At 30.3% G+C, this 15,647-nt stretch carries 10 protein-coding genes; 9 read left to right on the top strand and 1 reads right to left on the bottom strand.

Going from position 1 to position 15,647, the window contains the following annotated elements:
* The first annotated feature begins 210 nt into the window (after positions 1 to 210).
* The 5 genes from DS884_RS03605 to DS884_RS03625 all read left to right on the top strand — a co-directional run bounded on the left by DS884_RS03605 (position 211) and on the right by DS884_RS03625 (position 10,415).
* The gene (locus DS884_RS03605) at positions 211 to 3,642 is read left to right on the top strand and encodes a methylmalonyl-CoA mutase family protein (protein ID WP_113785844.1); all 3,432 of its coding nucleotides are present in this window, start codon (positions 211 to 213) and stop codon (positions 3,640 to 3,642) included.
* 164 nt (positions 3,643 to 3,806) lie between these two features.
* Positions 3,807 to 5,000, top strand: coding sequence for a tyrosine-type recombinase/integrase (locus DS884_RS03610; protein WP_113785816.1), 1,194 nt, complete (start codon positions 3,807 to 3,809; stop codon positions 4,998 to 5,000).
* Between the two features lie 75 nt (positions 5,001 to 5,075).
* Positions 5,076 to 8,399 carry a reverse transcriptase domain-containing protein gene (locus DS884_RS03615; protein ID WP_147239366.1) on the top strand — a complete coding sequence of 1,108 codons (3,324 nt, stop codon included), beginning with the start codon at positions 5,076 to 5,078 and terminating at the stop codon, positions 8,397 to 8,399.
* A gap of 231 nt (positions 8,400 to 8,630) precedes the next feature.
* Positions 8,631 to 9,578, top strand: coding sequence for an HNH endonuclease (locus DS884_RS03620; RefSeq protein ID WP_199488181.1), 948 nt, complete (start codon positions 8,631 to 8,633; stop codon positions 9,576 to 9,578).
* A gap of 147 nt (positions 9,579 to 9,725) precedes the next feature.
* Positions 9,726 to 10,415 (top strand): DUF2695 domain-containing protein, encoded by a 690-nt coding sequence (locus DS884_RS03625; protein WP_113785818.1) that lies wholly within the window; start codon positions 9,726 to 9,728, stop codon positions 10,413 to 10,415.
* A gap of 245 nt (positions 10,416 to 10,660) precedes the next feature.
* Here DS884_RS03625 and DS884_RS03630 read toward each other — a convergent pair whose 3' ends face one another.
* Positions 10,661 to 10,864, bottom strand: a complete 204-nt coding sequence (locus DS884_RS03630; protein ID WP_069831323.1) for a hypothetical protein — start codon at positions 10,862 to 10,864, stop codon at positions 10,661 to 10,663.
* A gap of 167 nt (positions 10,865 to 11,031) precedes the next feature.
* Between DS884_RS03630 and DS884_RS03635 the strand changes: the two genes are divergently transcribed.
* The 4 genes from DS884_RS03635 to DS884_RS03650 all read left to right on the top strand — a co-directional run bounded on the left by DS884_RS03635 (position 11,032) and on the right by DS884_RS03650 (position 15,636).
* Positions 11,032 to 11,241, top strand: coding sequence for a helix-turn-helix transcriptional regulator (locus DS884_RS03635; RefSeq protein WP_113785819.1), 210 nt, complete (start codon positions 11,032 to 11,034; stop codon positions 11,239 to 11,241).
* Positions 11,242 to 11,249: 8 nt separating this feature from the next.
* Entirely contained in the window at positions 11,250 to 12,998 is a 1,749-nt protein-coding gene (locus DS884_RS03640) for a restriction endonuclease subunit S (protein ID WP_113785820.1), read from the top strand.
* The gene (locus DS884_RS03645; protein ID WP_113785821.1) at positions 12,995 to 14,569 is read left to right on the top strand and encodes a restriction system-associated AAA family ATPase; all 1,575 of its coding nucleotides are present in this window, start codon (positions 12,995 to 12,997) and stop codon (positions 14,567 to 14,569) included. The genes DS884_RS03640 and DS884_RS03645 overlap by 4 nt, the downstream gene beginning before the upstream one ends.
* Before the next feature lie 80 nt (positions 14,570 to 14,649).
* Positions 14,650 to 15,636 carry a hypothetical protein gene (locus DS884_RS03650; RefSeq protein ID WP_147239367.1) on the top strand — a complete coding sequence of 329 codons (987 nt, stop codon included), beginning with the start codon at positions 14,650 to 14,652 and terminating at the stop codon, positions 15,634 to 15,636.
* The last annotated feature ends 11 nt before the right edge of the window (positions 15,637 to 15,647 follow it).

A 15,647-nucleotide genomic window follows, 5' to 3' on the forward strand; every position in this document is an offset into this window, starting at 1 on the left:
GATGTTTTAATTTAATTTTTGTTACAAATCAAAACCCCAGTTTTAAGCGTTTAACTTGTTAAAAAATTTCCTCCTTAAAAAGACTTTATAGTAAGTTTAACAGTTTTCATTACTTTCTCCCTATAATTACCTTCTTATTATTCTTAATAAATCGGAATATTTTTTAATATTTCCGTAAATTGCATGCCAATAATTCAAGTTAATTTACGAATGGAACAAATAACTCCTTATAAACCTATACATAAAGTACGAATTGTAACTGCTGCCTCTCTTTTTGATGGGCACGATGCTGCTATTAATATCATGAGAAGAATTATACAATCAACTGGTGTTGAAGTAATTCACTTAGGGCATGATAGAAGCGTTGAAGAAGTAGTGAACTGTGCTATTCAAGAAGATGCAAATGCTATAGCAATGACATCATACCAAGGTGGTCACAATGAGTATTTTAAGTATATGTATGATTTGCTTCAAGAAAAAGGAGCTACTCACATCAAAATTTTTGGTGGAGGTGGTGGAGTTATTCTTCCTGAAGAGATTAAAGAATTGATGGATTATGGAATAACTCGTATTTATTCTCCTGATGATGGAAGAGAATTAGGTTTACAAGGCATGATTAATGATTTAGTAAAAACTTCTGATTTTGCTATTGGTGATGTTTTAAATGGAGAGGTTAAAAAATTAGCTTCTAAAGAAATTGGTAGCATAGCTCGTGTAATATCTTCTGCTGAGAATTTCCCTGAAGTAGCTAAAGAAACTTTAGATACCATTCATGAAAAAAACAAAAATTCTAAAACACCTGTTTTAGGGATTACTGGAACTGGTGGTGCTGGAAAATCTTCATTAGTAGATGAGTTAGTTCGTCGTTTTTTAATTGATTTTCCTGAAAAAACAATTGGGCTAATTTCTGTAGATCCTTCTAAACGTAAAACTGGTGGAGCTTTATTAGGAGACCGTATTCGTATGAATGCTATTAATAATGACCGTGTTTACATGCGATCATTAGCTACTCGTCAATCTAATTTAGCCTTATCAAAATATGTAAATGAAGCAGTTGAAGTTTTAAAAGCTGCTGAATTTGATTTAATCATCTTAGAAACTTCTGGAATTGGGCAATCTGATACGGAAATTATTGAACATTCAGATACTTCTTTATATGTAATGACTCCTGAATTTGGGGCTGCTACTCAATTAGAAAAAATTGACATGCTTGATTTTGCTGATTTGGTTGCAATCAATAAATTTGATAAACGTGGTGCCTTAGACGCTATACGTGATGTAAAAAAACAATACATGCGTAATAATAATTTATGGGATGTTCATATGGATGACATGCCTGTTTTTGGTACTATTGCCTCTCAATTTAATGATCCTGGAATGAATACGTTATACAAACGTATTATGGATAAATTAGTTGAAAAAACTGGAGCAGATTTAAAGTCTAATATGGAAATTACCAAAGAAATGTCTGAAAAGATATTTGTAATTCCACCAAGTAGAGTTCGTTATTTATCTGAAATATCTGAAAACAATAGAGCATATGATAAAAAAGTTGACAGTCAAGTAATTGTTGCTCAAAAATTATATGGTATTCATCAAACTATAGAATCAATAGTTAATTCGGATGTTAAAATTATTAAAACAGGATTAAATGAAGATGAAATTTTACAAGAAACTCAAAACGATGAACAAGATTTCATTAAGCTTTTAATAGCTCAATTTGATAAGGTAAAACTAAATCTTGACCCTCATAATTGGGAAGTCATTTTAAACTGGCAAGAAAAAGTACAGAAGTATAAAAATCCTATTTACACGTTTAAAGTACGTGATAAAGAAATTAAAATAGCAACACACACTGAGTCTCTTTCTCATTCTCAAATACCAAAAGTAGCACTTCCAAAATACCAAGCTTGGGGAGATTTATTACGTTGGAATTTACAAGAAAATGTTCCTGGAGAATTCCCTTATGCATCTGGTTTATATCCTTTTAAACGTACAGGTGAAGATCCTACAAGAATGTTTGCTGGTGAAGGTGGTCCGGAACGAACAAATAGACGTTTTCATTATGTAAGTTTAGGTATGCCTGCAAAACGTTTATCTACTGCTTTTGATTCTGTTACTTTATATGGTAATGACCCTGGTCACAGACCTGATATTTATGGTAAAATTGGTAATGCAGGAGTTTCAATTTGCTGCTTAGATGATGCAAAAAAACTATACTCAGGTTTCGATTTAAGTCATGCTATGACCTCAGTTTCTATGACTATTAATGGTCCAGCACCAATGTTATTAGGATTCTTTATGAATGCTGCTATCGATCAGAATTGCGAGAAATACATCAAAGAAAACGACTTAGAAAACGAGGTTGAAGCTAAATTTAAAGAAATTTATGACTCTAAAGGGTTGGATAGACCTAAATACCAAGGTGAACTACCTGAAGGAAATGATGGTTTAGGTTTACTTTTATTAGGCTTAACTGGTGATATGGTTTTACCTGCCGATGTTTATGCTGATATTAAAACTACTACATTAGCACAAGTTCGTGGTACCGTACAAGCAGATATTTTAAAAGAAGATCAGGCTCAAAATACATGCATTTTTTCTACAGAATTTGCTTTACGTTTAATGGGAGATGTTCAAGAATATTTTATAAACAAACAAGTTCGTAATTTTTATTCTGTTTCTATTTCTGGGTACCATATTGCAGAAGCTGGTGCTAATCCAATCACTCAATTAGCGCTAACCTTAGCCAATGGATTTACCTATGTTGAATACTATTTATCTAGAGGAATGGATATTAATAAATTTGGACCAAATTTATCATTCTTTTTCTCTAATGGAATTGATCCTGAATATTCTGTAATAGGTCGTGTGGCTCGTAAAATATGGGCTAAAGCATTAAAAAACAAATACAATGCTAACCCAAGAGCACAAATGTTAAAGTACCATATTCAAACTTCTGGTCGTTCTTTACACGCTCAAGAAATTGATTTTAATGATATTCGTACTACATTACAAGCTTTATATGCTATATATGATAATTGTAATTCATTACATACCAATGCATATGATGAAGCAATTACAACGCCTACTGAAGAATCAGTACGTAGAGCAATGGCAATTCAATTAATTATTAATAAAGAATTAGGGTTAGCTAAAAATGAAAATCCTATACAAGGATCATTCATTATTGAAGAATTGACTGACTTGGTTGAAGCTGCAGTTTTAGAAGAATTTGATAGAATCACTGAACGTGGTGGAGTTTTAGGCGCAATGGAAACCATGTATCAACGTTCAAAAATACAAGAAGAAAGCTTGTATTATGAAACTTTAAAGCACACTGGAGAGTTCCCTATTATTGGTGTAAATACATTTTTAAGTTCTAAAGGATCTCCAACCGTACAACCAGCAGAAGTAATTCGTGCTACGGAAGAAGAAAAGCAATTCCAAATTCAAACAAAAGAGCTACTTAACAAAGCTAATGACGGAAAAGTACAAGAACAGTTAGCTATTTTACAAGAAGCAGCTATTCAAAACGAAAATTTATTTGACAAATTAATGGAAGCTACTAAGTATTGTTCATTAGGACAAATTACTCAAGCTTTATTTAAAGTTGGAGGGCAATATAGACGTAATATGTAATAAGTATTACCTTTTAGATATCTAAAACCCTCACAAAATTTGTGAGGGTTTTATTTTTAACAGTAAAAAATATTTTTTTACTATTATAACATAATAGCATTTAAATTTACTGTAAAGAAAGTGGTAAATGGTATTAATATAATATTCGTATTTTTGGTAATGCTATGAAAAAAACACCTGATTACCCTATTTCTATTACCATAAAAAGAGTTTTACATAAAAAACAAGATGTTTTAGTTATTGTATTTCCTTATTCAGATTTAATCATTTCAAAATTAAAAAAGCTTAATGGTTACTATTGGAGTAAAACTCTTCATTCCTGGCTCTGTTCTTTTTCAGAAAAGAAACTAGCTGAAATTCAACATGCTTTAAAACAAGAAGCTTCTTTTGTTTTGGATACATCATTATCCATTAATCCGACCATTAAACCTAAAAAGGAAAAAAGAAATATTTCTTATGAAAACAAAATACTTATTAGACAATTTGTTCAATATTTAAAGGGTAAACGATATAGTGAGAGTACAATAAAAACATATTTCACTTTCGTTGCAGATTTTATTAATTACATAGAACCAAAACCTATAAAAGAACTTATAAACAGAGATGTTGAGCTATTTATTGAAAATATTTTTGTTCCATTAAATTACAGTATTAGCTCTCAAAGGCAATTTGTAAGTGCTATAAAATTATTTGTTATTTTTTATCCCTCATGTAAAATTGATAATTTAAAACTACAACGTCCCAGTAAAAGTAAAATTTTACCTTCTATTTTATCTCAGGAAGAAGTAATTACCTTATTACAGGTTACCAAAAACCTAAAGCATAGAGCTGTTTTAGCATTAATTTATTCTGCTGGTTTAAGGGTAAGTGAATTAATTTCTTTAGAATTAAAAGATATTCATATTAATAGATGTCAATTATTTATTAAAAATGGAAAAGGAAGAAAAGATAGATATGTTGTTTTAGCAAAAAGTTTTTTACCTCTATTAGAAAACTATATAAAAACTTATACTCCTGAAACATATTTTGTAGAAGGCTTACCTAACAAACAATATTCAACAAGCAGCATTCGTAAGTTTTTACATCGTTCAACTAAACTAGCGAATATAAAACGTGTAATTACACCTCATACGCTAAGACATAGTTATGCTACACATCTACTTGAGAATGGAATAGGTTTACGCTATATACAAGAATTACTAGGACATTCAAAACCAGAAACGACTATGATATACACGCATGTGGCTAAAAAAGATTTATTAGACATAAAAAGCCCTTTAGATACAATTTTATTATCTTTAGCAAATAGGGATAAAAAGGAAGAAAAGTTCCTTTTATCCGGAAGAATAATCGAATAAATGAGAACTTTGTTCTCTATATAACGAGTTGGGCTTCATACTAAAAAAAAACTCGAACATAAATTAAAAATATAAATGAAATTTGAATTAAGAGAGATAAAGAATGCTTATAAGAGACTGAAAACTTATATCTACTACGACAATACAGATATCATTTTAAGACGAAAACTGGTTGAATTTGAGACTAATTTGACAAAAGACTTTAATTCAATATTCAGAGGAAGTGAAGAACCATATCAAATAGGTGATGAACTAGATATTTTTAAAAATGATTTTGGTGTTCCACAATCAATTGACAGTAAACTACAAATCTTTACGGATGAATTGAATAAATTTCATAAGTCTTCAGAATTTTTTGATTTTTTTCTCGATAAAATAGATGCAAATATCTATCCGAAAAAATATGAAAAAACTGAAATAGCAGATAATTTCATTACAAATCAAAGAGTTGAGAAAGAATATCCAATAAATAGACTTACAGCTTTTATAGATGCTCCAATCGAAATACACCTATTATCTGTTCTTTGGACTATAAATTATGGTGTTCAAATTGATTCTAAACTTGGAGATAATTGTATTGGAAATAGATTATTACTAAGTAAGGATAAAAAAACAATTGTTCACGGCTCTGGTCTATTTAAACCCTATTTTAAACAATATCAAAAATGGAGGGACGATTCTGTAAATGTTGCTCAGGAATTAATAAAAAACGAAAGAGATGTTCTTTTTCTAAATTTAGATGTTAAAGATTATTTCCATTCTGTCAGAATACCAAATAATTTAATTTGCAGTGATAATAAAACTCATTATAAGCTGGCTCACAACAATCTAAACAGGTTGTTTTTAAAAATTCATCATATTTATACAGAGAAAATTTCGGTACATTATGAACAACCTTATAATTTCTCAAATGAATTAGAACGTAATGAAGAAAATGAACTTCAAGAATTTATATTACCTATAGGCCTTTTATCATCTTTTGTACTTGCAAATGATTACTTAAAAGACTTTGATAAAAGAATAGTAGAAAAATACAAACCTGCATATTATGGAAGATATGTTGATGATATTTTACTAGTACTTGCTGACCCAAATCCAAATTCAAACAATGAAGAATTAAATGAAGAATTTAAATTTTCATTTAATGATTATAAGAAGCGGATTAAGAAGAAACATAACAATAAAAATAATATTCATTATAAAATTACCTTCGAAGAAAATACTCTTAATGAAATTGAAAAATATATCATTTCAAATCTTAGCCCATTAATAAACCTTGTTGATTCTCCTTTTTCCGAAGATTCAAGTAATTCAAAAGGAAGAGTTTTTAAAATAAATGGGAAGAAGTCATTATTCTGTCAAAGTGAAAAAACACTTCTTTACTACTTTGACTCGGAAGAATCAGATATGGTAATAAATAAATTAAAAAGAGAGTTGGAAGAAAGAACGAGTGAGTTTCGGGATTTACCAAGCCACGACAATTCATTAGGGGAATTTGAATCAAGTGCGTATCATTTAGATTACAATGGAACAGAAGGAAAAATTAAAACCCTACAAGATTATAAAGAAAACAGATATGGTTTGACTTTATTTCTTTCCAATCAAATATTTAGCTCATTAAATCACGAACGAAGTATTTCTGAGAAAGAAAAAAATCAAGTTCTTAAATTTTTTAAAGGCTCTACTTGTCTCGAATTTTATCGATTATGGGAAAGAGTTTTTACTTATTTTTTAGTTAATAAAGAACCAAAATCGTATATCGATTTTTATATTCATTGCGCTGAACAAATTGATAAAATTGGTAAAAAAGATATTAATTTTATAGAAAATACTAAGGTTGAATATAGCCTTGTTCAAAAGTCTATGGCTGAGTATTTAGATTGTGCTCACGAATTAACAATTTCTTTAAATCCAATGTTCTTAAATCAAAGTAGAGATGTTGAGCGCCATTTTGATTTTAAAACTAATGAATTGTCTAATTCTTTATTAGTTTATTTTATGAATGATAATGCTGTAACAAAATCAGAATCGTTTTGGAAAAATAGATTTAGGAAAACAAATATGATTAGACATCAATATGTTTCTACTCCATTATTAAACTATACTAAAGATTCTAAAAAGGGCTACAGTAATTTATTAAAGCTTCAATTCGATATTGAGTCTTATGAGTTAGATGAAAAACTTATAAAAAACTCTCCAAGACCAATAAAATTCTGGGAATGTTGTTTTGCTTCTACTTTTACAGATTTATCTAAATTCAATAAGTCAGAATGTAAAGAAAAAAACGGATATCCTTTAACGGATATATTAGGGCCTAAAGTAAAAATTGAAAAAGAATTAGGTACGGAGACAGAAACTAAAAAGGAAGAATATTATTTAGATTATGCTTTTGATATTTATCTAAAAGGAAATTCAAATCATTTACCTCATTACATTCTAAATGATAAAAAATTAAAATCAAGCTTCTATAATTTGGTAAATAGAGGCGATAATTTGGGAGACCAAAATCAAATAAAAGAATTTCGTATTAATTCTAAAGATAAAATTGAGGAACCTAGTATTTCATTTGCTAATACAGAAGTAACAGAAAGCAATATTATTAAAGGAGTTAGAAGCGAACCAAATTTATCTATTGAAAGGTATCAACGTTTAGCTTTAATTTTAAATCAAGCTAGAAAAGAAAACTCAGATATTGTATTATTTCCTGAGTTTTTTATCCCAATAAACTTACTACCCAGTTTAGCTCGCTATTCGCAAAAAAATCAAACTCTTGTAATCTCTGGACTAGAACATATTGTTTCTAATAAAACAGCTTTTAATTTTGTAGCTACTATACTTCCTGTTGAAGTAAATGGCATTAAAGATGCTACCATAGTTTTTAGACTCAAAAACCATTATGCTCCAGTTGAGGAACATTTAATTTCTCAAAATCATTTAAGTGTACCAAAGCCGGATATAAGTAGATATGATATTTTCAATTGGAAAAATATCTACTTTTCAGTATTCTACTGTTTTGAATTAGCAGATTTAGAACATAGAAGCTTATTGAGAAGTAAAATTGATTTACTAATCGCACTAGAATGGAATAAAGACACTCCATATTTCTCAAATATAATTGAAGCAAGTGCAAGAGATTTGCATTGTTATGTCGCTCAAGTCAATACAAGTCAGTTTGGCGATACGAGACTCACTCAACCAACAGAAACAGCTAGAAAGGATTTATTACGATTGAAAGGCGGTACAAATGATGCTATTCTTGTTTCAAAATTGAAGATTCCAAAATTGAGAGAATTCCAACGAAAAAAATTCTCTGTTTCAAATAAAAACTTTAAACCTTTACCTCCGAATTTTTCAGTTGAGGAGGTTTTGAAAAGAATTAAAAACGAAAATATTACGTGATAAAGTACGAAAGCCCAACAATGTATAAAAAACATAGGGCGATTTTAGCTTGCCGAAAGGACTGTGTTTATTTGCAAAGTCCACTAAATATAAAATTTGGCGTTTATAGTAGAAAAGATAAAAGCAAAATATTTATATTTAGCTAAGTAATAAACCGAAACGATAGTACTTATCACCTGCCCTACGTTTCTTATACTAACCGTTAGCTACAATTAAAACACACTTCAATTAATGAGACTACATGATGCGATTGTAAAGGTTCTTAAATCAAAAGGAACTCCAATGAAAACTTCTGAAATTGCATTAGAATTGAATAAAAATAAATTGTACACAAAAAAAGACGGTTCAGAAATTACCGACTTTCAAATACATGGTAGAACAAGAACCTATACACATCTATTCGAAAGACGAGGTTCTACTGTATTCCTTGCAAAGAGTCCTTCAAAAAGCAAAACTTCAAGACCACCAAAATGGCATAGAGATGAAGTAATTCTAGCTCTAGATTTATATCATAGAATTGAAGCTAAAGAAATGGATAGTAAAAATCCAAAGGTAATTGAAGTATCTGAAATTTTAAACAGATTACCAATTCACAAGAATAGATTTGAGAATAATAAGTTTAGAAATCCGAATGGAGTTTCTATGAAGTTAAATAACTTCAAAGCTATTGATCCAAACTACAACGGAAAGGGAATGGATCGATATAGCAACCTCGATAAAGAAGTATTTTTTGAATTCCAAAATGATTTACAATCTCTTAAAAGAATTGCTATTAAAATAAAACATGCTGTAAGTAATGACGAAATAACAACTAAACTATATCAAGTTGGTGAAGAAGAAGATGATGAACGTTTTGTGAAAGAAGGAAGAGTAATATACAAATTACATAAGGTTCGCGAACGAGATAGCAAAATAAATAAAGAAAAGAAAAATGACTATCTTAAAAAACATGGCAAGTTGGATTGTGCAGTTTGCAAGTTTGATTTTTATGAAAAATATGGTGAACTGGGAAAAGGTTTTATTGAATGCCATCATAAAGTACCTTTATCTGAAATAGATGGCGAAACAAAAACTCAAAAAAAGGATTTAGCCTTAGTTTGCGCGAATTGTCATAGAATGCTACATAGAAAAGTTGGGACTATGAGTATTGATGAATTAAAAAAGGCACTCAAAAACTAACTGTAGCTAACAACGTGTATAATTAATGGCTAGTTCGAGCCTACTTACGAAAATCCTCGTGGATTTTCTATTCGATTTTTATTTGCTAAATTAGGTGCTGAAACACGCCACTAATCATACACAAGACCGTTAGCCATAATTTAAGAAATGACCGTACTTACAGCAAATCAAGTAAATGAGCTTTGTGTTTTTATAGAAAACCGAATTGAAAAAAATGGATGCGACCACTCTTTAAAAAACACATTTGAATGGGTTGAAAAAAATGGAATTAATAAAGCTGACTTAATTGATATTTTGGAATCTAATGGTGGATTTTGCGACTGTGAAGTGACATTCAATTTACCAGAAGATTGTGATTTGGAACTTGAACCTGACAATAAAGAATTAGATTCAAAAAATCCTTTCAAAATACCTATGAATTTCCAACAAGTCGAGAACAAGGTTTACACAAAAGCAATATTTTCGAATTCGGAGTATGGAAACAATAATTACACAAAAAATGGAGAATTGCTGATTCCAGCGCCTTTTGGATTTAAACCAAAAAAGCGAGTTAGAAAGAGTATGCACTTTTTTAACGGAACTGAATCTGAATTACCATCTGAAATCGGAATCGTTAAGGAAATTGAACCGACCACTGGAAAGGAATTTGCTAAAAATATTCGAGATTTAAAATTGGAATCTTTTACAAAATTTTCAGAAAGAGATGCAGAATATTATTTCTCGAGAATAGAAAAAATAGAAATCGGAAAGCCAATGGGAACACATTTTATGGAACGAACAGGAATTGGCGGAACGAAAATTGAATTGAAAATACATAAAGTAATTTTTAGAAAATAAAAACTATGGCTAACAACGTATAAAATTAATGCGTAGTTTAGTGCTTAATCAAAAGTTAGTGCTCTTTTGTTACGTCTGATTTTCCTGCGGAAAATCCTCGCACACAAAACCGCACTAATCTTATACAAAACCGTTGTATGCCATTGCGGAAAAGCCAACCGCACATTAAGCACATTTGATTTTGCCACCACACAATCCAAAGCTGAAAAACCAAAAGAGCTTAATCTTCCCACCGCTCCCAATAGTTACGATTTGGACTTTCTTCTGGTCGGATACATCACTTGTTGCTCTTTGAATTGACCAATTTCTTCTCTAAGAGTTTGATTGATGTTTTGGATTAAATCATTTTGGAATTTCATAATGCCCAATAAGTCGTGCATTGCATTTAAGTTTTCCAATTGTTTGTAGACAATCTCTTCTAAATCGGCTTTGGTATATCTTTTGCTCATAAATAATGTTTTAAATATTCAAAAAAAACTTTAAACGTATATTATAATGCTTAAAAAGCATAACAAAGATATTAAAAATACTTAAATGAATACTATAAAGCATAAATTAATGCTAAATACATCTAAAATGAAGTTGCTATATTTGAATCTTAACTAAATATTTTGTCATGGACAAAGAAGTTTACAACAGAATAAAGGCAGTTTTAGCTGAACAAGGAAAAACAAATAACTGGCTTGCTGACCAATTAGAAATGAACCGAACCACAGTTTCTAAATGGTGTAGAAATGAAATGCAACCAAGGGTTGAAACTTTGTTTCAAATTGCAAAAGTATTGGATGTTAATGTTAGAATTCTTTTGGTAGCAACCAAAGACTAAATATCTAAATGAGCAAAGAATCAAACATACCTAAAAGTTGGGTTTGGTCTAATTTAGGCGAAATTACACTTACCTCTACCAAAACCAATAGTAAAAAAGAAAAATCAGATAATGAGTTTCTTTATATTGATATTAATGCAGTTGATAATGATTCGTTCAAAATTACCGCACCAAAATTATACACATGGAGTTCTGCTCCATCAAGAGCCCAACAAATAGTTAAAGAAAACGATATCGTTTTTTCTACTGTTCGCCCATATTTAAAAAATATTGCATTCGTAGGAAAGAAATTTCATGATGAAATTGCTTCAACAGGTTTTAGCGTAATTAGACCCATTCTCATTAATTCTAAATATGTCTTCTATTATGTATTAAGTAACAAGTTCATTAATGAGGTTAATTCTCTCGCTAAAGGGACAAGTTATCCAGCAGTAACTAACAAAGTTGTGTTTAATCAAAAGATACCCATTCCTCCCCTTAATGAGCAACAACGTATCGTTGATAAAATTGAAGAGCTCATTAGTGATTTAGACAATGGTCTAGCACATCTAAAACTAGTTCAAAGTCAACTTAGAATATATCGACAAGCATTATTAAAAAGTGCTTTTGAAGGGAAACTAACAAAGGAATGGAGAAAAGCCAATAGTCCTGAGCTAGCTAGGGATTTACTTAACAAAATAAAAGAAGAGCGTCTTTCAAATTATGAAAGTGAATTAAAGAATTGGAATATTGCTTTGCTAGAATGGAAAAAGTCAGAAAAAAAAACATCCAGACCTCGTAAACCCAAATTTATTGAGTTTTACAATTATAAGAAAGATGAAATAAATACCTCAATACCTGAGTCATGGACTTATGCATCTCTCAACGACTTATCTGATCTAATTACAGACGGAACGCATCACACACCTCAATATACAGAATCAGGGATAAAATTTATATCAGTTAAAGATGTTTTCAATGAAAAGGTGAATTTTGAAAATTGTAAATATATCTCTGAAGAAACTCATGAAAAACTTATTGAGAGATGTAACCCAGAAAAAGGTGATTTATTAATAACTAAAAGCGGAACAATTGGAAGGTTAGCAATTGTTCCTGACGAAAAATTCAGTCTTTTTGTAAGCGTAGCATTGATCAAGTTGAGTACAGCAAATTTGTTTCTAAATACTAGATGGATTTATTATTCGGTAAAATATCACGTTGCTGGACTCAATATAGATCGAGATATAAAAGGAGGTGTTTTGAAAAATTATCACTTAGAAGATCTAAGAAATGTTAAAATATTGCTTTGTTCAATATCTGAACAAAATGAGATTATAAGACTGCTTGACTCTCAATTGTCCTACGTTGATAACGTAGAAGAACGAATTTCTAGTGAAATAAGGAAGGCCGAAACTCTAAGACAAAGTATCCTTAGTAAAGCCTTTAAAGGGGAATTAGTGGATCAAAATGCAAAAGATGAATCTACCTCTGATTTATTAAAGAGAATTAAGCTAGAAAAGAAAAAATATCAAGAAACGAAACTACAGGAAAAGAAAAAAGCACCCAAAAGGATGAAGAAAACAAAAACTACTTTGCTTGATGTCATCGAAAACAATTTTTCGAGAGAAAACTTTACATACTCTGAACTCAAGGATCAATGTGATTTATCTTATAAAGAGATAAAAACTCAATTGTTTGAATTACTTGAAAACGGAGAAAAATTGAAATCTTCTTTCGATTCAACTACTGAAGAAATTAAATATTCATACACGCCATGAAATTAGAATTCATTGAAATACAAAAGGTTAATCATAGACCTCTAATGAATGGTTTGAAATTAAACTTCCAAACCAATGGAGATGGTCACATAAGTACTAATTGTTTTATTGGTATAAATGGCTCTGGAAAATCTCAACTATTAGAAACAATTGCAGAAATATTCTTGTACGTAGATCGATTTTACAGAAAAACCAACAGAACCTTGGTTTCTTTAGCTCCAGCACTCTTCAAGATTGGATATACGATATTGAAAAATGATGAAAGGTACAAGGTTGAAATATTACAGGATATTCCAAAGGGTAAAGCTCCAAAAGTTAGTGTATGGGATAATGAAGGCAAAGAAGTTACAATTAGTATTGAAGATGTAAACGGATACCTACCTTCAAAGATCATTGGTTATACATCAGGCGAAAATGAAACTATAAGTACTCCGTTTTTATCATACTATGATGTTTACGCAGATTTCGTAGCTAAACGCGCTTTTGGTGACAATAATGAAGAAGATTATGAACCGAGATTTTATTTTATGGACTACAACACAAATCTTGGAATAGCGATTAGTAACTTAGTATTTGATAAAGATTTAGATAACTCCAATACAGATAACGGTTTAACTCAGGTAAAAAAAGAGCTAAACATAGGAAAACTTAAAAGTTTTCAAATAATCATTCAAACCAAACAATCTGCTGCACCAAAAATTAAATCTCCGACAGGAGATACGGGAGTTTTACTAACCAAAGAACTTAAAGAATGGTTGAACTTCTTAAAGAAATCAGCCACTTGCTTTGATTATATAGAAAAAGAAAACAAATACACTTTTGATTTTCTACTTGATAGTGCTTCAAAAGAAGCTCTTGTTCATTTCTTTAAATCCCCTTATGGCTTATATACGGCTCTTTACAAGTTCGAAATTTTAAACAACCTTATTGTTGATAAAACCACAAGAAAAAACATTGAGAAACTAAGGTCTCAAAGAAACCTTACTGCTAAAATGCCTGAAGTTCCTGATAAGGATAAAGTAATGCGCTATTCAGAATTGAAACTTCAATTAACAAATAATCAAATTGTAGATTATTTGAATTTAAGTGATGGAGAGCACCAGTACTTTAATGTATTTGGGACAGTATTAATGACGGATGATAAGAATGCTCTGTTTTTATTGGATGAACCTGAGACTCATTTTAATCCTAAATGGAGAAGGCTATTTGTCAGTAATCTCAATGACATAACAAAAAAAAGAAATCAAGATTTATTTCTAACATCTCATTCTCCATTTATCGTTTCGGATACTTCAAAAGAATTTGTTTACATCTTTAAAAGAGTAGATAAAGACAAAATTGAAGTTGACTTTCCTAAGCTTGAAACATATGGTGCATCATTCAATCATATTTTGAAGATGGCATTTGAGCTGGATGAAAGTATGTCAGAAGATTCAGCACAGTTTATTGATGAACTTTTAAAAAGCAATGACCCAAAAGAAATAGAAGATGGCATTGGCAGGTTAGGTGATTCTCCAAAAATCATGACACTTTATAGAAGGTTAGATATGCTTGAAAACAAAAAGAAATAGATATGCTTTTTCAATATTTATATCCAGAAAATCACTCCTTTGAGAATTTGAATCAATACTTAGTTCAATTCGTTAATTCATTGGCTGGTACTAACTCAAGAAGTAGGTTTGTTCTCAATAATTATTTTCATGTTGACTTTGTTGACATATTAAATGAATCTCCAAAACTTAAAGAAAAGTTTGAGAACTTCTTTAATTCATTTAAAGCATTAGGGGATAATGAAAAAACTAGGTTCATTGAATTGCTGAACAACATACAAGAATTTAATCAGGTATTCTCTGACACTACAATTGACTTGGATGATTGCAAAACGGATAGTATAAATAGCCTAATCGGCAATGATTCTTTCAAGCAACTTGCAGACTTTCTATTTACTTGCGTTAAGTATAACAGATGGAACATAAAGGATCACTACCAATTAATTTATGATGCATTAGATCATAAAGTATGTCCATTTTGCGGTATACACACTTTGCATAAAACGTTCAGAGAAGATTATGATCATTTGGCTCCAAAAGCACTATACCCTTTGGTTTCAATTCATCCAAAGAATTTGGCTCCAATGTGCCATGACTGCAATTCAAAAAACAAAGGGGCAAAGGATATTCTCTATACTGATCAAGGAGTGAGAAGAACCTTTGTTTATCCGTATAGTAACCACATCTCTGTTACACTTGATTTTAGTAGTAGTATAATTCCTCAAACAGATATTAATAATCAAGAAGGGAATTGGGAGATTTTATTTGACCCTGCCAATGGTGAAACAGAGACCTGGGACGAAATTTTCAATATCAAAACACGATATTTGACAGACTTTTTAATCCCAAATTATGAAACATGGATAAATGATTTTGTTTTGGATTGCATAGAAGATAACATTGACTTAAATGACTCTGATCTAATAAAGGAACAACTAGGATTTTTTGGAAGAAGATTTAACAGAAAATGGTATGAGCAAGCTAATTTAATTAAAGGACCTCTCTTTGATTTTTTGGCTAACTGTGAAAATAATTTATTTTTTAATTCAATCACAACAATTTATAACAAGAGAGTTGGAGTGGCTTAGGAAGAGATTAT

Source organism: Tenacibaculum sp. E3R01, from assembly GCF_003318185.1.
GTDB classification, from domain to species: Bacteria; Bacteroidota; Bacteroidia; order Flavobacteriales; family Flavobacteriaceae; genus Polaribacter; species Polaribacter halocynthiae.